At 69.9% G+C, this 15923-nt stretch carries 16 protein-coding genes; 6 read left to right on the top strand and 10 right to left on the bottom strand.

Annotation, left to right across the window (positions count from 1 at the left end; translation table 11 throughout):
- The first annotated feature begins 140 nt into the window (after positions 1-140).
- Positions 141-692 carry a TetR/AcrR family transcriptional regulator gene (locus NLX83_RS10295; protein WP_254234597.1) on the top strand — a complete coding sequence of 184 codons (552 nt, stop codon included), beginning with the start codon at positions 141-143 and terminating at the stop codon, positions 690-692.
- The gene (locus tag NLX83_RS10300) at positions 689-2221 is read left to right on the top strand and encodes an MFS transporter (protein WP_254234598.1); all 1533 of its coding nucleotides are present in this window, start codon (positions 689-691) and stop codon (positions 2219-2221) included. The genes NLX83_RS10295 and NLX83_RS10300 overlap by 4 nt, the downstream gene beginning before the upstream one ends.
- An 82-nt stretch (positions 2222-2303) precedes the next feature.
- Here the strand turns inward: NLX83_RS10300 and NLX83_RS10305 are convergent, their stop codons facing one another.
- Both NLX83_RS10305 and NLX83_RS10310 read right to left on the bottom strand, forming a co-directional pair.
- Positions 2304-3170, bottom strand: coding sequence for an alpha/beta fold hydrolase (locus NLX83_RS10305; RefSeq protein ID WP_254234599.1), 867 nt, complete (start codon positions 3168-3170; stop codon positions 2304-2306).
- Between the two features lie 21 nt (positions 3171-3191).
- A complete protein-coding gene (locus NLX83_RS10310; RefSeq protein ID WP_254234600.1) occupies positions 3192-4052 on the bottom strand; it encodes an LLM class flavin-dependent oxidoreductase in 861 nt (286 codons plus the stop codon).
- A gap of 38 nt (positions 4053-4090) precedes the next feature.
- Here NLX83_RS10310 and NLX83_RS10315 point away from each other — a divergent pair, with 38 nt between their 5' ends.
- Positions 4091-4891, top strand: coding sequence for an HAD family hydrolase (locus NLX83_RS10315; RefSeq protein WP_254234601.1), 801 nt, complete (start codon positions 4091-4093; stop codon positions 4889-4891).
- Here NLX83_RS10315 and NLX83_RS10320 read toward each other — a convergent pair.
- Genes NLX83_RS10320 through NLX83_RS10330 form a run of 3 tightly spaced genes read right to left on the bottom strand, consistent with a single transcriptional unit; the run spans position 4888 to position 7362 of the window.
- Positions 4888-5409 carry a hypothetical protein gene (locus NLX83_RS10320; RefSeq protein WP_254234602.1) on the bottom strand — a complete coding sequence of 174 codons (522 nt, stop codon included), beginning with the start codon at positions 5407-5409 and terminating at the stop codon, positions 4888-4890. The genes NLX83_RS10315 and NLX83_RS10320 overlap by 4 nt on opposite strands.
- Entirely contained in the window at positions 5406-6161 is a 756-nt protein-coding gene (locus NLX83_RS10325) for a helix-turn-helix domain-containing protein (protein ID WP_254234603.1), read from the bottom strand. Before NLX83_RS10325 ends, NLX83_RS10320 begins: the two co-directional genes overlap by 4 nt.
- Positions 6145-7362: an MFS transporter gene (locus NLX83_RS10330; protein ID WP_254234604.1), complete on the bottom strand. Its 1218-nt coding sequence runs from the start codon at positions 7360-7362 to the stop codon at positions 6145-6147. Before NLX83_RS10330 ends, NLX83_RS10325 begins: the two co-directional genes overlap by 17 nt.
- Before the next feature lie 147 nt (positions 7363-7509).
- On the opposite strand from NLX83_RS10330, the gene NLX83_RS10335 reads away from it, so the two are divergent.
- From NLX83_RS10335 to NLX83_RS41810, 3 genes are all read left to right on the top strand, one after another.
- Positions 7510-9369, top strand: a complete 1860-nt coding sequence (locus NLX83_RS10335; protein ID WP_254234605.1) for a PIG-L family deacetylase — start codon at positions 7510-7512, stop codon at positions 9367-9369.
- Between the two features lie 318 nt (positions 9370-9687).
- Positions 9688-11082, top strand: a complete 1395-nt coding sequence (locus NLX83_RS10340; protein WP_254234606.1) for a hypothetical protein — start codon at positions 9688-9690, stop codon at positions 11080-11082.
- A 68-nt stretch (positions 11083-11150) separates the two neighbouring features.
- On the top strand, positions 11151-12005 hold the full coding sequence (locus NLX83_RS41810) for a helix-turn-helix domain-containing protein (protein WP_254234607.1): 855 nt from the start codon (positions 11151-11153) through the stop codon (positions 12003-12005).
- On the opposite strand, the gene NLX83_RS10350 is transcribed toward NLX83_RS41810, so the two are convergent.
- From NLX83_RS10350 to NLX83_RS10370, 5 genes are all read right to left on the bottom strand, one after another.
- Positions 11974-12708 (bottom strand): ESX secretion-associated protein EspG, encoded by a 735-nt coding sequence (locus NLX83_RS10350; protein WP_254234608.1) that lies wholly within the window; start codon positions 12706-12708, stop codon positions 11974-11976. The two genes, NLX83_RS41810 and NLX83_RS10350, sit on opposite strands and share 32 nt — an antisense overlap.
- Positions 12709-12710: 2 nt before the next feature.
- A complete protein-coding gene (locus NLX83_RS10355; protein WP_254234609.1) occupies positions 12711-13823 on the bottom strand; it encodes a PPE domain-containing protein in 1113 nt (370 codons plus the stop codon).
- A gap of 18 nt (positions 13824-13841) precedes the next feature.
- Positions 13842-14429, bottom strand: coding sequence for a DUF3558 domain-containing protein (locus NLX83_RS10360; RefSeq protein WP_254234610.1), 588 nt, complete (start codon positions 14427-14429; stop codon positions 13842-13844).
- Positions 14422-14829: a hypothetical protein gene (locus NLX83_RS10365; protein ID WP_254234611.1), complete on the bottom strand. Its 408-nt coding sequence runs from the start codon at positions 14827-14829 to the stop codon at positions 14422-14424. The genes NLX83_RS10360 and NLX83_RS10365 overlap by 8 nt, the downstream gene beginning before the upstream one ends.
- A gap of 75 nt (positions 14830-14904) precedes the next feature.
- Entirely contained in the window at positions 14905-15897 is a 993-nt protein-coding gene (locus NLX83_RS10370) for a lysylphosphatidylglycerol synthase domain-containing protein (RefSeq protein WP_254234612.1), read from the bottom strand.
- Positions 15898-15923: the final 26 nt, after the last annotated feature.

Below are 15923 nucleotides of genomic sequence, written 5' to 3' on the forward strand. Positions count from 1 at the left end.
ACCCCTCGCCAACGGGAATCCGTCTGAAGAACTCGCGGGCGATGTTGCGAGTGGACGGTTCGCCGTTGCAAGATCATTAGTTCGATACGTTCTCCGCATTACTGAGACGCTGCTGTCTCAACCGTGTTAGCGTCCCCGCCGTGGTGACCGATCGGGACCAGGTACTGCGCGCGGCCGCGTCGCTGCTGGTGCGCAACCACGGTGCCTCCATGACCGAGGTGGCCGAGGCCGCCGGGATCAGCAGGGCCACGCTGCACCGCGTCGTGCCCAACCGCGACGCCCTGCTGGACCAGCTGCTCTGGCTCGGCCTCGGCGAGACCGTCGCCGCGCTGACCACGGCCGAACCCGAGACCGGCGAGCCGCTCGCCGCCCTCCACCGGGTGATCCTGGCGCTGACCCCGGTCGCCGAGCTGTTCCGCTTCGTCACCACCCAGCCGCTGGACGAGACCACCCCTGAGTTCCAGGTCGGCTACCACGCCCTCGACGAGCGGTTGACCGCGCTGTTCCGGCGCGGCCAGGCCTCCGGCGCGTTCCGGAGCGACCTGCCCGCGACCTGGATGGTCGACGCGCTCGCCAGCCTGCTCTTCGCCGCCGCGCTGGCGGCCCGGGCGGGCAGGCTGCCCGGGAACGACAACCCCCGCGCTGTCATCGACCTGCTGGTGGGTGGCGTCACGCGAGGAGAAACCGAGTGACCGCTTTGTCCTCCGTCCACGAGACCAGCCCGGTGAGCGTGCGCCACCGGTGGATCGCCCTCGCCACGCTGGTCCTGGCGATCCTGTTGGTGTCGCTGGACACCACGGTGCTCAGTCTGGCCATCCCGCACCTGACCGAGAGCCTGAAGCCGACGAGCACCCAGATCCTGTGGATCGGGGACATCTACTCGTTCGTGCTGGCCGGGCTGCTGGTCACGATGGGCACGCTGGGCGACCGGATCGGCCGCAAGAAGCTGCTGATGATCGGCTCCGCCGGGTTCGGCATCTTCTCCGCCATCGCCGCCTTCGCCCCCAGCGCCAACCTGCTGATCGTGGCGCGGGTGGTGCAGGGCCTCGCCGGTGCCACGCTGATGCCCTCGACGCTGTCGATCATCCGCAACATCTTCACCAATCCCAGGGAGCGCGGGTTCGCCGTGGCCGTCTGGGGCGCGATGGCCTCGGCCGGTGCCGCGCTCGGCCCGCTGATCGGCGGCGTGCTGCTGGAGCACTTCTGGTGGGGCTCGGTCTTCCTGATCAACGTGCCGGTGATGATCGTGCTCATCGGCGTGGGCATGTGGGTGCTTCCGGAGTCCAAGGACCCGGTGCCGGGCGCCTGGGACCTGCCGAGCGTGTTCGCCTCGCTGATCGGTGTCGTCGCGGTGGTCTACGGCGTGAAGGAGCTGACCGTCTACGGCTGGGCGCAGCCGCTGGCGCTGCCCGTCGCCGGGCTCGGCGTGTTCGCGCTGGTCTGGTTCTGCCGCAGGCAGATGGTGATCCCGCACCCGCTGGTGGACGTGCGGTTGTTCGCCAACCCCAAGTTCAGCAGCGCCATCCTGTCCACCCTGCTCGCCGTGCTCGGCCTCGCGGGCGCCTCGTTCATCCTGTCCCAGTTCCTCCAGCTGGTGCAGGGCTACAGCCCGCTGAACTCCGGCCTGCTGAACCTGCCCGGCACGGTCGGCGCGGTCACCGGCGGCCTGATGTCGAGCACCATCGCGCACCGCTGGTCGGCCAGGAAGGCCACCTCGATCGGGCTCGCGGTGATCGGCGGCGGGCTGTGCATCGCGCTCGGCTTCGAGCCCGACACCAGCGCGTGGACGGTCGGTCTCGTCATGTTCACCGCGGGCGGCGGCGCCGGGCTGGCGTTCACCGTCAACGCGAACATGGTGCTGACCGCGGCCCCCAAGGAGAAGTCCGGCGCGGCGTCGGCGCTGTCGGAGACGGCGTACCAGCTCGGCGCGGCGCTCGGCATCGCACTGCTCGGCTCGGCCACCTCGATCGTCTACCGCAACAGCATGGCCGTGCTGGCACCCGTGCTGCCGCCGGAGGTGTACAGCGGGGCGCGGGAGTCCATCGGTGGCGCGCTCGCCGCTGCCCCGAAGCTGCCGCCGGAGCAGGCCGCCCAGCTCGTCGACGTGGCCAGGCAGGCTTTCGTCGACGGCGCCGTGGTCGCGGCGGGTGTCGCCTCGGTGCTCCTGGTGAGCGCGGCGGCGCTGTCCTGGTTCGTGCTCAAGGAGAAGTCAGCGGCCTAACCCAGGTTCGCCGGTCTTCAAGTACCCCGAACCCCGCTCCCAGCCGTCCGTAACTGCCTCATTCCCCGCGGGTATGAGGCAGTTAGTGGTCGTCGGAGGCGGGGTTCGTAGGACTTGAAGACTGTCGCACTTCGCTGAGTGTGCGGAGGTGCTCGCGGACGGCCTCGACGAACGGCTCCGGGTGGGAGAGTTGCGGGGCGTGTCCGGCTTCCGGGATCACCTGGATTCGTGCTTCCGGTAGGTGTTCGGTGATCGCCCGAACCACGGCGCGGTAGATCGGCAGCGTGTCCCCGCCGGTGGTCACGGTGATCGGCACGCCGAGCCCCGCCAACGCGGAGGGGTCCACCGCCAGCCGGTCCGGGTCGCGGTACTGGTCGAGCCAGGTCTCCGCGTTGGCCATCATCGTGGCGCGCTGCTCCGCGTCGAACAGGCCCAACCAGCTGCCCTCGCCGAACCCGACGTGCTCGACGAACGTCCGCGTGCCCGCCTCGACGTCGCCGAAGCCCAGCAGCTCTGCGGCCTCCCGCATCCGCCGCGCGGCTGCCAACCGCAGTTCATCGTCCTTTGTGGACAGAGTGGCGAACAGGGGTGGCTCGTGCACCAGTGCGCCGCGCACCGCCTCGGGCCGTTTCGCCGTCGCCAGCAACACGATCGACGAACCGTAGGAGTGCCCGACGAGGTGCGCCCGGCCGCCCGCGACCTGGTCCACGACGGCGAGCAGGTCCGAGACGTCCTCCAGGATGCTGCCCTGGCCACGGGGCGCGGTGCTCGCCGTGTGCCCGCGCCGGTCGTACCGGATCACGGTGTTGTGCTCGCCGAGCGGCCCGACCACGCGGTCCCAGCTGCGGTGATCGTCCCAGGAGCCGTGCACGAACACGATCGGATCGCCGCCGCCGTCGCTGGTCCACGCCAGCCGGGTCCGCCCGAGGTCCAGCACTCCGGTCCGCATGACCCGCGACGCTACGCCCGCCTACCGGTATCGGGGAATGACGCTCGTCACCACGTCTTCGAGCACGTCGACGTCACCCGCGTACCACTCGCTCTCCCGTGGCCAGTGCGTGATGACGTCGGTGAACCCGAGTTCCGCGGCGCGCCCGGTCGCCTCGGCGAAATAGTCCACACTGGACAGTGAGAAGACCGGTCCCGCGTCAAGGGAAAGGCATCTGTCCACTTCGGACTCATTGGTCAGTTCCCGGTGCCGGTCGGCGAGTTCGGCCACGCCCTTCCACCAGGCGTCGAGGTCGTCGACCTTCGGTCCGGTGGTGACCCAGCCCTGGCCGAAGCGCGCCGCGATCCGCATCGACCTCGGGCCGTTGGCCGCCACCAGGAAGGGCAGCCTCGGCCGCTGCACGCAGCCGGGCAGCGTGCGCGCGTCCACCGCGGTGAAGTACTCGCCGGAGAAGTCCACGTGGTCGGTGGTCAGCAGTGCGTCCACCAGCTCCACGAACTCGCCGAAGCGGTCGACCAGCGCGCGCGGGGTGAGCGGCGTGTCCCCGAGGATCTCCTGGTCCAGCACGGCGGCACCCGCGCCGACCCCGAGCGTGAACCGGCCGCCGGAGAGGTCGTCGAGCGCCATCAACTGCCGGGCGAAGCTCACGGGGTGCCGGATGCTCGGGTTGGCGACCAGCGTGCCCAGCCGGATGCGCGAGGTGCTGAGCGCGGCGGCGGTCAGCGTGGTCACCGCGTCGAACCAGGGGCCGTCCGCCAGTGAACGCCACGCGAGGTGGTCGTAGGTCCAGGCGTGGTCGAAGCCGTAGGACTCCGCCCTCCGCCACCGGTCGCCGCCCTGGGACCAGGGCTGATCAGGGAGGATCACGATTCCGAAGCGCACGAGGAGACGCTATCGGAGGATTGGGCAGTATTGGCGGTGTGACGACTCCACGCTTGATCGCATCCGACGCAGACGGCACCCTGCTCACCCCGCTGGAGCGGGTCAGCGACCGCACCGCCGCCGTCGTCCGGCGAGCCATCGACGCGGGCGCGGTGTTCGTCGTCGCGACCGGGCGACCGCCCAGGTGGACCCGGCCGATCCTGGACCAGCTCGGCCTGCGCGGTCCCGCGGTCTGCAACAACGGCTCGATGGTCTACGACTTCGCCGAGGAACGCGTGCTCAGCCAGGCGGCCCTCGATCCGATCCTGCTTCGCGACGCGGCCAAGGCCGTCACCCGCGCCATCCCGGGCAGCACGCTCGCGGTGGAACGGGCCGAAGGCGCCGACACCGACTGCTTCCTCGTCGAAGAGGGCTACGTCCACGCGTGGGCGAACACCGAGGCGGTTCTGGTGCCGCGCGACGAGCTGCTCGGCAAGCCCGCGGTGAAGCTGCTGGTCCGCAACGCCTTGCTGACCAGCGACGAGATGGCCACCGCCGCGAAGGCCGTGCTCGACGGCGCCGTCGACGTGACCTTCTCCATCGGCTCCGGGCTGATCGAGCTCGTGGTCAGCGGTGTCAGCAAGGCCACCGGACTCGAACTCCTCGCGGACCGGTTCGGCCTGACCGCGGCCGATGTCGTCGCGTTCGGCGACATGCCCAACGACATCGCCATGCTGGGCTGGGCCGGGATCGGCGTCGCCATGGGCAACGCCCACCCGTCCGCGCTGGAGGCCGCCGACGAGGTGACCGCGCCGAACTCCGAGGACGGCGTTGCCCAGGTGCTGGAGCGCTGGTTCTAGCGCAGCAGCCGCACTACGGCCTGCGGGTCGTCGGCGTGGAAGCGGGCGCCACGGACGGTGCGGCCGTCGACTTCCTGTGGCGGGTCGAACTCGACAAAAACCGTTGTGGTGTCGCCAGCGGCGATGTTCAGCGTCTCGCCGACCACCGCGACGGAGCGTTCGTGGTTGCCCTTGCGCTCGGCCCGCGCTTTCCGGACCACCGTGAGCGGGAAGGCATGCTCGGCCTGCGATCCGTTGCGCAGCAACAGGTTCTCGGGGCCGATCACATGCGGCCGGGTGATCAGCGTTGCCATGTACCCGACCAGCCAGACGACCCCGTACACGCTGAGCACCAACAGGATCCAGCGCACCGTCGCCCACGGGACCAGGAACTCCACGGCGACGATCTCGATCAGCGAGGCGACCAGGAGTGCGATGAGGACGGTCGTGGACTCACCGGAGTAGCGCACTGCGGTGCCGCCCTCCGGCACGTCCTTTCTGCCTCGCAGCAACAGGAACAGCGATCGGAACTCGATCACTCGTCCTCCTTCCGGGATACGCGCTCGGCCATGACGTACATGAACCGTCGTTGCGCGGGCGCGAACGAGTCGACGAAATCGAGGAACAACCCGTCCTTCAGTTCGGGCGCCGGCTGCTGAGCCTGCGCCACCTCCGTGATCCTCGGGTTGCCCGCCAACAACTTCTCCACGAGCCGTTCGACCTCGGGGCTGTCCTCCGGCAAGTCCGCCAGCTCCTGGAAGCCGCGCGAGAACTCGACCATCGACTCCAGGTGCGCGGGGTCGCCCCACAGGGTTCGGTACGCCTCCGTCAGCTGATCGACGCTTTCCTGCGAGGTCACCGCGATCAGCAGCACCGCCTCCTTCTCCCGGCGCAGCATCCGTTCGTCCGCTCCGGCGGCTTCCAGCCCGCGCAGCATCTCGCCGAGCGCACCGGGGATCTCCGGGTCCTCCGTGGAGGCTCGCAGCTCGGCGATCCGCTTGCGCTGCGCGGAGATCCGCCGCTCCTGCCCGGCCAGCTCTTCGTCCAAAGTGGACAGAGCTTCCTCCAGTGAGCGCGGTTCTTCGCCGATCAACCCTCGGATCTGATCTAGCGACAGGCCGAGCTCACGCAGGCGGCGAATCCTGGAGACGGTGATCAGCGCCCGGGTGCCGTAGCGGCGGTAACCGGAGGCGTCGCGCGGCGGCTCCGCGATCAGGCCCTCCGCGGTGTAGTGCCGGACCGCGCGCACCGTGGTGCCAGCGAGCCTGGCCAGCTCACCGATGGTCAGCACCGACCCGCACCTCCTCCATCTGCCTGGTCCCGGGGAGCAGCAGCATGCCGACCGCCAGCACGGCCCACACCACTGTGATCAGTGTGCCGGTGGTGTGCACGCCGAACCCGCTGATCAGCCAGCCTCCCGCGAAGACGCCGACCGGAGTCGCGCTCAGCAGCACCGCGTTCTGCACGCCGAACACCCGCCCGCGCGCCTCCTCCGGCACCCGTTCGCTGGTGAGCACCAGCATCAGCGGCTGGATCGGCCCGCTGACCACGCCGAGCGCTCCGGAGGCCGCGACGAGCCACCAGTAGCCGGGCAGTGCGGCCAGCCAGCCGATGGCGCCGATCGACGCGATCAGCGAGACGGTCAGCCAGCCGCGGCGGGACAGCCGGGTGCCGACCGCGGAGTAGACGAGGTTCCCACCGATCATGCCGAGCGCCGAAGCCATGATCACCGGGCCGAGCTGGCTCGCCGAGCCGCCGGTCGCGACGAAGTGCGCGGGCAGCAGGAGCATCTGCAGCGGCGCCATGACCAGCACGCTCGCCGCCGACAGCACGGTCAGCGCGATGAGCACGGGCTCGCTCCGCAGCACGGTGACCGCGACCTTGACAGCTGCCGTCAAGGGCTCCTTCTCGGCGACGCCGGTGCTGCCCAGGCTCGCGGGCAGCAACCAGGTCAGCAGCGCCGCCAGCGCGGACGTCGCGGCCGTGACCCAGAGCGCGGTCGCGCTGTCCAACCAGCCCAGCACGAGCGTGCCGAGCGCGGGACCGGCGATCAGCGTGGCGCCGATCATGGCCTGGCGGAGCCCGCTGAGCCGTTCCAGCGACATCCCGGTGGCCTTGGCGACATCCGGCAGCAGCGTCTCGCGCGCGGTCATCCCCGGGATGTCGAAGACCGCCCCGGCGATGCCGAGCGCGATGAACCAGCCGATGTCGAGCCCGAAGAGCGCGTCGACCACGGGGAGCGCGGCCATGCACGCCGCCGAGGCCAGATCGGCACCGATCGAGATCCTCCGCCGCCCGACGCGGTCGATCACCACGCCGCCCGCGATCGCCGCGACCAGCATCGGGATCCCGGTCGCGGCGGTGACGACACCCGCGGCCGCGGCATCCCCGGTCCGGGTGAGCAGCAGCCAGGGCAGGGCCATTCCGGCGACGGAGTTGCCCAGCAGGGACAACGTCTCCGCGCCGAGGAACAGGACCACCAATCGCTTCATGCGACCAGCGTCGGGGGTTGACGCTGCGTCAGGGTCAAGTCGCTTGCCGATTGGTCACAGTTTCGCGACGTCGTGTCCGCCGATGGAGCGAACTCGCAACACTCGAAGCAGTGACGGGGGTCACGATCTGTCTGGGGGGAGCGACGAATGTCGTGCATCAAAAGAAGGACGCTGCTCGCGGCCGGAGCAGTCGGCGCGGTGGTCGGAACAGTCGGCCTGCCGAGCTTTGCGCTCGCGGCGAACACCACGGAACGGCACCTGGCGGTGGTCGGGCATCCCGATGACGACCTGCTGTTCATGAATCCCGACATCCAGCAGGGCATCGCCCGCCGCTGCGCCACCCGCACGGTCTTCCTGACCGCGGGTGAGTACAACGGCACGGACACCCTCACCCGCGAGCAGTACGCCGCTGACCTGCAACGGGGAATGCACGCGGCGTACGCCGTGCTCGCGGGCGTCGCCGACGACTGGACGCGGACGGCGGTGACGATCGCGGGCAAGCAGGTCGAACTGCACACGCTGCGCGCCGCCCCGCACGTCGAGCTGATGTTCGTCAACATCCCCGACGGCTTCGACGACCGCTACGACCACCCGATGACCAACCTCTGGTCCCGCCCCGGTTTCACGACCGACACCCTCGTGCCGACCGGCGGGCCGATCGCGGCGGTCCAGCGCTACGACCACACTTCGCTGACCGCGATGCTCACCGAGCTGATGCGTCGGTTCGCGCCGACCGTGATCCGGCTCCAGGACACCGTTCCGGACCCGCGGTACCTGGGCGACCTCGGCGAACACGAGGACCACGTCGCCACCGCCAACTTCGCCATGAAGGCGGCGCGCGCGTACCGGGGCAGGGCCTACATCTCCGCGTACCGCTGCTACGGCATCGACCACTTCCCGGAGTGCGTTCCCGAACCGCACCTGGCCAAGAAAACCTTGGCGTTCCAACGGTTCCAGTCATTCGACCCGCTGACCGGCGGCACCTTCGACCCGCACCTGCGCCGCGTCTACCGCCGCTGGCCGGTGGACGGCGGCTGGACGATCCCCGGCTACGCCTTCGCCGTCACCGCCGAAGGACTCCTTGTGTGGCAACGGAATTCCTCCGGCTGGTCGGCACCCGTCCTCGCGGGCTCCGGCTCGTACGCACCCCGCGTCACGGCCGCGCTCAACGCCAACGGCCGCCCACAGGTCGCGGTGCTCGACCTCGACAACGGACAGCTGCGCACGGCGTTGCGCAGCGGCTCGGTCTGGGTGTGGTCCACGATCAGCCGTCCGCCGGGAACCGGGGAGTTCTCCTCGACGCCCACCATGGTCAGGGGAGTGGACGGCAGGCTGCACCTGTTCGCCCGCAACACTTCCGGCGGTCTCAGCGGGACGGCGCAGACCAGCCCCGGCGGCCGGTTCGGCACGTGGAGCGACCTCGGCGGCGGCCCCGACGTGCAGGACTCCATGTCCGCGTTCCTCGGCCCGGACGGCCAGATCGACGTGTTCGCCGACGGCCGCGGCAACACCCTGCGCTGGCGGGCCGCGGCGGTGGGTTTCGCGCTCGACTCCGCGTTCCCGCGCATCGAGTGCGTCGGCGCGTCCGCCGTGGCGAGCAACGCCGACGGGCGCATCCAGATCTTCAACCGCGAACACGTCGACGGGGCGCTCGGCACCGCCCACGAGCTGCCCGGCGGCGGTTGGTCCCCGCAGATCGCCCACCTCGGCGGAAGCGGCTGGACCACTCCGATCGCGGTCACCACCCCGATGCCCGACAGCCGCATGGTCGTGTTCGCGCGCAACGACTCCGGCGGCGTGATCATGGCTCGACAGTCCGAAAAGGACGGCGGGTTCACCACGTGGACCGACCTCGGCGGAAGCGTGGAGTCCGGCCTCTCCGCCCACCTCGACGCAACGGGCCGAATCCGCCTCCTCGCGCAGAGCGGCGACGGCGGAGTGTGGGAACGCGTCCAGGCCGACCCCGGCGCAGACGCCCCCTTCACCCCATGGCAACGCTTACCGTGATCGGGTCCCCCCCCCGATAACAATTGTTTCATGCCACTGAGCGGAAAGGGCCACGCGAAACCGTTGCGCGGCCTAGTTGTCCACAGTGGTCGAGGTTGTCCACAGGCGACGCGTTGTCGCACTTCGCGGTGGCTTTACGAGGGATAATGGGACCGGGGTCGCCCCCCTGGGAGGGTGGGGGGTGTTCTGGGGCGGAGAAAAAATGTGGCGCTGCCCGAACGGGACGGGGGAGCGGGGCTCGCTCGGGTGGCGCTAGCTGTGACCGGTCACCGTCACTAGCGTTGGAGATCGTTACTTCGCAACGAGGGGGAGTACAGCATGGCCGAGTTCTCCGTCGCCTTCACCCGAACCGACATCACCCCGGGGCCGAACACGGCCCGCAACAGGTGGATGGCCGGCTACGGCTGGGATCCCCGCGGCAACCCGAACTTCACCACCGCGCGGCCGCTCCGCGCGGAATGCGTCATGATCCGCCAGACCGCCGGTGACCCGCTCATCGCGGTGCGCGTCGACCTGCTCAACCTGCCCATGTACATGTCCCGCAGGATCCGCGCCCGGGTGATCAACGAACTCCGGCTCACCGGCAACGCGTCGTTCATGCTGCAGTCCAGCCACACCCACTCGGGCCCGGCGCTGCCGGAAGAACCCGACCCGTACATCATCTACGGGCTCTCCGGCAGCCAGCTCGACGAGGTCAACGAGTACGCCGACTGGCTCATCCGGCGCATCGTCGCGCTCGTCCGGGAAACCGTCGCCAAGAACCCGACCGCGGTCACGCTGTCCTACGGCGAGGGCATCGCGAAAGCCGCGGTCAACCGCGTCGGCCTCGGCTGGCAGACCGACGAGGTCCCGGTGCTGCTCGCCAGGCGCGAAGGCACCCACGCGCCGGTCCTCGCCCTGTTCGGCTACGCCTGCCACCCGGTCGCCCGCGGCAGCGAACCGGTCTTCGACAGCGACTTCCCCGGCGTCGCGGGCAAGGTCCTCGAAACCGAACTCGGCTGCCCCGCGTTCTTCTTCAACGGCGCCGCCGGAGACCGCAACCCCGACCGCATGGGCAGCGACGCCGACGTCGTCAACGTGGGCACCCGGGTCGGCGAAGGCGCGGCCAAGATCGTCCGCGACGGCGCGCTCAACCCGGTCCGCGGACCCATCAGGGCGATCCTGCGCGCCGCGCGGCTGCCCCTCGCAGAAGACCTGACCAACCCCGAGACCCTGCTCCGCCTCGACGCCGCCTACGAACAGGAACGCGTCCGCGCCGCGCAGGAAGGAGACGCCGCCGGAGTCCGGTTCTGCGAGGCGATGCGCCGCGAACTCGCCGACGGGTCCACCCCGGTCGTTTACAACGTGCCGGTGCAGTGCTGGAAGTTCGGCAGCGACTTCGGCATCCTCGGGCTCGGCGGCGAAGCCCTCTCCGGCTACAACGTCGGCCTTCGTGCCTCGACCAAGCGCAAACTGTGGGTGATGGCCTACGCCAACGAGATCCCCGGCTACGTGCCCGCCGACGACGTGCTCTGGCACTGGCCGGGACCCGCCTGCCACTACGAGTCCGGCTGGGACGAGAACCCGAAGTTCAGCGGCCGCGGCACCAGCATGATGGCCTTCGGCTGGCCCGTTCCCCTCGCCTCGTCCCAACCCGTCGGCACCAGCCCGGCCACCCCGCAGAGCGCGGAAGGCGTGCTCATGGCCACCTGTCGCAGGGTGCTCGCCGACTGACCCGATCCGGTGAAGCTGGCACCACGGACCTGGTCCGCCCCCACCCGGCGCCACAACCATGATCGGTTGTGACCGACACGCCGACCGTACGCAAGCGCCGGGTGGGGCGGATCCTCCGTGAGCTGCGGGAACGCGCCGGGCTGAGCCACACCGACGTGGCGGGCCGGATCGAGTCCTCCAGCGCGGTGATCTCCCGCATCGAAAGCGGGCAGAACAAGATCATGCCGCGGCACGTGCACGACCTGCTCGACATCTACGGCGCCCCCGACCACCTCCGCGACCAGGTGCTCGACCTGATCAAGGAAGCGGAGCGGCCCCGCTACTGGCAGCCCTTCGAGCGGCACCTGCCCAAGGTGCAGCGCACCTACCTCAGCCTGGAGTCCGAGGCGTCGCTGCTCTGCGGCATCGACACCCACGCGTTCCACCCGCTGCTGCAGACCACCGACTACGCCCGCGCCGTGCTCGCCGCCGACTGGCGCGTCGGCACCGACGACGCGCGCCGCGACCAGCTGCTCGCGCTCGGCGTGGCCCGCCAGGACCTCATCGGCCGCGCCGAAGACCCCCTCGGCGTCAGCCTCTTCCTGGACGAGTCCGTGCTGCGCAGGCCCATCGGCGGCGTCGACGTGCTGCGCGAACAGCTCCACCACGTGCAGGCGCTCGTCGAGTCACCGCACATCGACGTCCGCGTCGTGCCCAACAAGGTCGGCCTGCACCCGGGCGTCGACGGGCCGTTCACCCTGCTGCACTTCGACGAACCGGACATGGAGGTCGGCTACGTCCCGCACCGGGACGGCTGCCTCTACCTGCAACGCTCCCGAGAACTCGACGAACTCGGCAGGCGCCTCGCAAGCCTTGCGGCGCTGGCGTTCCCCGCCTCGGCGACGGCCGGGTTCATCGGCTACCTCCTCGGTGAGATCGGCTGACCACCTCCGCGAGCACCTGGTCGACGCGCGCACCGATCCGCTGCGCGTCGGCGGGAGCGACCGTCGTCCACCCCCGCTGCTCCTCGATCAAGTACCGCCCGGCGGGAGTGTCGAAGCACGCCACGACCCGGTCACCCCGCTCCGACGCGACGGTCACGCCGAACTGCGCACCATTGCACCGGCCCCGGATCATGTTCCCCAGCCGCCGCGCATCACCGCTCGGCACACCGGCGGCCGACAGCGCGTCCACCAAAGCCCACTCCGACGCGCCAGCCGTCCGAGCCGCCGCGCCCAGCACCTCGCTGGGCACGTTCACGGTCTGGCCCATCCCGGCCGCGAGCGGCGGCAGCACGGCGACCGCGGCCCGAGCGAGATCTCCAGGATCGATCCACCGCACGGTGATCCGATCGTCGGCGAGCACACCGAGCACCGCACGACCACTCGCGCGCGCCGTGAGCGCCCGAGCGTTCCACAAGCGACCGTCTACAGTGGACTCCGCATGCGCCAGCACCCACAGTGCCGATGCGAGTTCGCTGCTTTCGAGCAAACCGTTGGCGCGCAGCTCTTCCAGGCCGCGTGCGATCTCCGCGCGCCGCTCGTGCTCCTCGATCCCACGCGGTAGCACCATTAGTTCCATCGGCATCTGCGGCAGCGCGAGCCGTTCCCACAACACCTGGTAGGCAGACGCTGAGAGCGTGAACACCGCTACTCGCCGATGACCGGGGGAGCGACCTTCGGCAGCTCGCCGACGAGGTCATCGGTCACCGAGTACTTGCGGGTGTGCTCGGTGTCCTCTTCCCGTTGCGGCGAACCAAGAGCGGGCTGCATGAAGGACTGCCCGGGCTTCCCCGCCGCGTTCCGCCCGGCGCTCGTGGCGGCAGACTGCGGCGTTGCTGTGGCGCCAACCCTGCCGGTCCCGCCGCCCGGCTGCCCGCCTCCCGCGGAACCACCACCTGCGGAACCACCGCCTCCCGCAGCGCCGCCGGGGAAGCCACCGCCGCCCCAACCCCCGGCGAACCCGCCTCCGGAACCCGTGTAGCCGCCACCGTCCCGGGCGATCGGCTGCACGACCGGATCGGTCGGTGTCGGCTGAAATCCTTGCTGCTCCACGTTTCCGCGTCGAGCGGGGTCATTCAGCGCGGGCTGATCCCCTCCACCGCCCTGCTGTTGCCCACTCGACGAGTTGCCGCCGTCGATCTGACCACCCCGAGGACCGCGAATCGGCGGCCCACCACCGATCGGCGGGCGAGGCCTGGGCACAGGAGCTCCCGGGACGTCGAGCCCGACCTGCGGCGGCGGAGCGAACGCCGGGAACCCGGTCGCCGTCTGCTTCGAGTTCTGCGCGTAGGTGCGCATCACGTCGACGGCCCGGAGGTGCGCTTCGTGCGCCGCCTTCTCCTGGCGCTGTCGATCCGTGGTGATGCCGAAGAAGTTCGCGATCCCTTGGATGGCACCGTTGTCCGGCATCGCCAGCACGGCTCGCGGCTCCGGCATGGTGTCCCTCGCCCGCGTGTAGTAGTCGGACTGCGCGACCGTCGAGGTCGTGCCGCTGAACGCGCTCGACCCGGACAGCTCGGTCCACGGCCCGAACCGCCCGATGTTGGCCTTCGCGCCGTCGGCGGCGAGCCCCTCCCACGCCGCGCCCAGCGCTTTCAGCCCTTCGGCCAGGTCGAACCTCGCGTCCTCGTACTCCTTGCGGAGCTTCCGGTAGAAGGCTTCCGAGGACCGCGCCCCCGAGACGCCCCGCCCCGAGCGGATCTCCCTGTGGAGCTGCTCATGCGAGATCGCCAGCCAGTTGACTCCCGACACGTCGCCCATCTCGTCCCCCCGGACTCGTCACTTCTTGTTCATGAGCGTGCTGATCGCCGCCTCGGCCGCTTCCTTCGCGCGTCGGCAGACGTACTCCCGATCCCGCACCGGCGGCCCACTCCGCACGGTCTCCTTATAGGTCACGTTGAGTACCTGACCTGGTGCGACGTCGACAACAACGTCACATGTCGGCGGGTAGTCGGGGATCGTGATCCGGACGACGTTCTCCTTGGCTGGGAAACCGCTGACGGTGAGGTCTCGAACATCGGCGTTGACCTTGCCCGCTGAGAACCGATCGACACCCGAGTGCGGGATCGCGATGAAACCGATGGCCTCGAACCCCTTCTCGTTGGCCAAGAAGCAGGATTTGGACTGGAAGACCGCACTGTCATCAGGGGTTGGTGGCAGGTCGATGCCGAAGGCGCGTTGCTGTTCAGGGGTGAATAGTGCGCAGGGATCGACCTTGGTCATGTCGAGGAGGCGTGGTCGCTGGACCGGGGGAGTGGTCGACACCGTGGTGGTGGGTACATCGGCTCCGACGACGTTGACGCAACCGGCGAGTGACAGCGCGAGCATCGTGGCACCGAGCCAAACAAGACGGCGACGTTCAGCCATGGTGGCCACCGTGGAGTCCTCGCCGGTTGGTGTCTTCGATGGTGGTCATCATGCGCCGCGTGTCCTCAAGCCGGTCGATCATGCCCTGTAGTTGATCACGGAACGCCTTGATGGCGTTGATGGCGCATTCCGGCTCGGTCAGCCCCTTTGCGGTGAGTTCAGCCGCGATGTAGGCGCTGACCCGGTCCTCGGCCATGGGTTCGACCTTCAGTGCGTGCTCTGCTTCCCAGGCGAGCTTCTCCATGCGTTGCTTGACCTTGGCGAAGAGGGCGATGGCCTGCGGGATCTTGTCGCGGTCGATGCGCAGCGTCCCGGGCGCGGTCGCTTCCTCACGTGTGGGAATCGCTGTCCACTCCGTGCGCCACCGCGGATCGCCGGATATCCCCCCGATGTCCGTCATGGATCGACCGTAACAAGGTTGCGGGGCCCGCAAAGGTGACTTCGCGGGCCCCGCAACCTGACGTATGACGGTGGTTCAGGCATCCACCGGTTTGCTCTTGGCGAGCTGCCACCGGGCCAGACCGGCCGCGGCACCCGCCATGGCGATGTCGGCGACGGTGAACATCAGCCGGGACACGAGGGTGAAGGCGATGGCCTGCTCGACGGGCATCGTGGTGCTCAGCGCCGAGACCAGGACGAGCTCGCGGACACCGGCGCCGGACGGCAGGATGAACGCGATCAGGCCGACGGTCATGCCGATCGCCACCGCACCGGCGCACAGCAGCAGCACGCGCACGCTGACCGGGCCGGAGCTGATCGACAGCAGCCACAGGTGCACCCCGAAGAGCACGTAGGACAGCAGCGCGTAGCCCAGCGAGCGGCCGACGGTGCTCCACGGCAGGACGTGGTCGAGCGGGGCCTTCTTCAGCACCCGCAGCACCAGGGACGCGCCCCACGTCAGCACCTTCGGGTGCAGCGCGATCAGGCCGATCGGCAGCAGCAGGTAGAGCCACACCAGGCCGGGCGTCGAGCTCATCATCACCGGCAGCGCCAGCACGCCGAGCAGCAGCGAGGCCACGACGCCGACGCCGAGGTTGATCAGCGTCGCGGTGAACACCCTGGCCCGTGGCAGGCCGGCCTGGCGGCCGAGCTCCATCTGCAGCAGGTAGGCCCACACCGAGCCCGGGACGTACTTGCCGAGCGAGCCGACCAGCATGATCTGCGCGCCGCGGAAGGCGCCGATCGGTTTGCCGAGGCCGTCGACGATGGTCTGCCAGCCGAGGGTGCCGCAGGCGATGCCGAGCACGACGGCGAGCTGGCTGAGCACCGTGGAGTGCCACGGCACGGTGACCAGGGTCTTGGACACGCCGCCCCAGTGCGAGTACAGCGCCCAGCCCGCGGCGGCGAGCACCAGGACCAGCAGGGCCCTGCGCAGCCAGGTCATCAGCGCGGCTTTGCCCGAGCGCGGGGCCGGCTGCGGGGCGGGCGCTGCCGATGCGGCCGGCGCGGCCTCGTCCTGCACGGTCATGGGACCTCCGTTGCTCCCGTTGGCTC

The sequence above is a fragment of the Allokutzneria sp. A3M-2-11 16 genome, assembly GCF_024213555.1.
Taxonomy (GTDB): Bacteria; Actinomycetota; Actinomycetes; order Mycobacteriales; family Pseudonocardiaceae; genus Allokutzneria.

Excerpts from the sequence above, each read along its gene's own strand:
- NLX83_RS10335 (WP_254234605.1), top strand. The coding sequence starts at position 7,510 with ATGTCGTGCATCAAAAGAAGGACGCTGCTCGCGGCCGGAGCAGTCGGC.
- NLX83_RS10330 (WP_254234604.1), bottom strand. The coding sequence starts at position 7,362 with ATGAAGCGATTGGTGGTCCTGTTCCTCGGCGCGGAGACGTTGTCCCTG.
- NLX83_RS10370 (WP_254234612.1), bottom strand. The coding sequence starts at position 15,897 with ATGACCGTGCAGGACGAGGCCGCGCCGGCCGCATCGGCAGCGCCCGCC.
- NLX83_RS10360 (WP_254234610.1), bottom strand. The coding sequence starts at position 14,429 with ATGGCTGAACGTCGCCGTCTTGTTTGGCTCGGTGCCACGATGCTCGCG.
- NLX83_RS10340 (WP_254234606.1), top strand. The coding sequence starts at position 9,688 with ATGGCCGAGTTCTCCGTCGCCTTCACCCGAACCGACATCACCCCGGGG.
- NLX83_RS10355 (WP_254234609.1), bottom strand. The coding sequence starts at position 13,823 with ATGGGCGACGTGTCGGGAGTCAACTGGCTGGCGATCTCGCATGAGCAG.
- NLX83_RS10365 (WP_254234611.1), bottom strand. The coding sequence starts at position 14,829 with ATGACGGACATCGGGGGGATATCCGGCGATCCGCGGTGGCGCACGGAG.
- NLX83_RS10305 (WP_254234599.1), bottom strand. The coding sequence starts at position 3,170 with ATGCGGACCGGAGTGCTGGACCTCGGGCGGACCCGGCTGGCGTGGACC.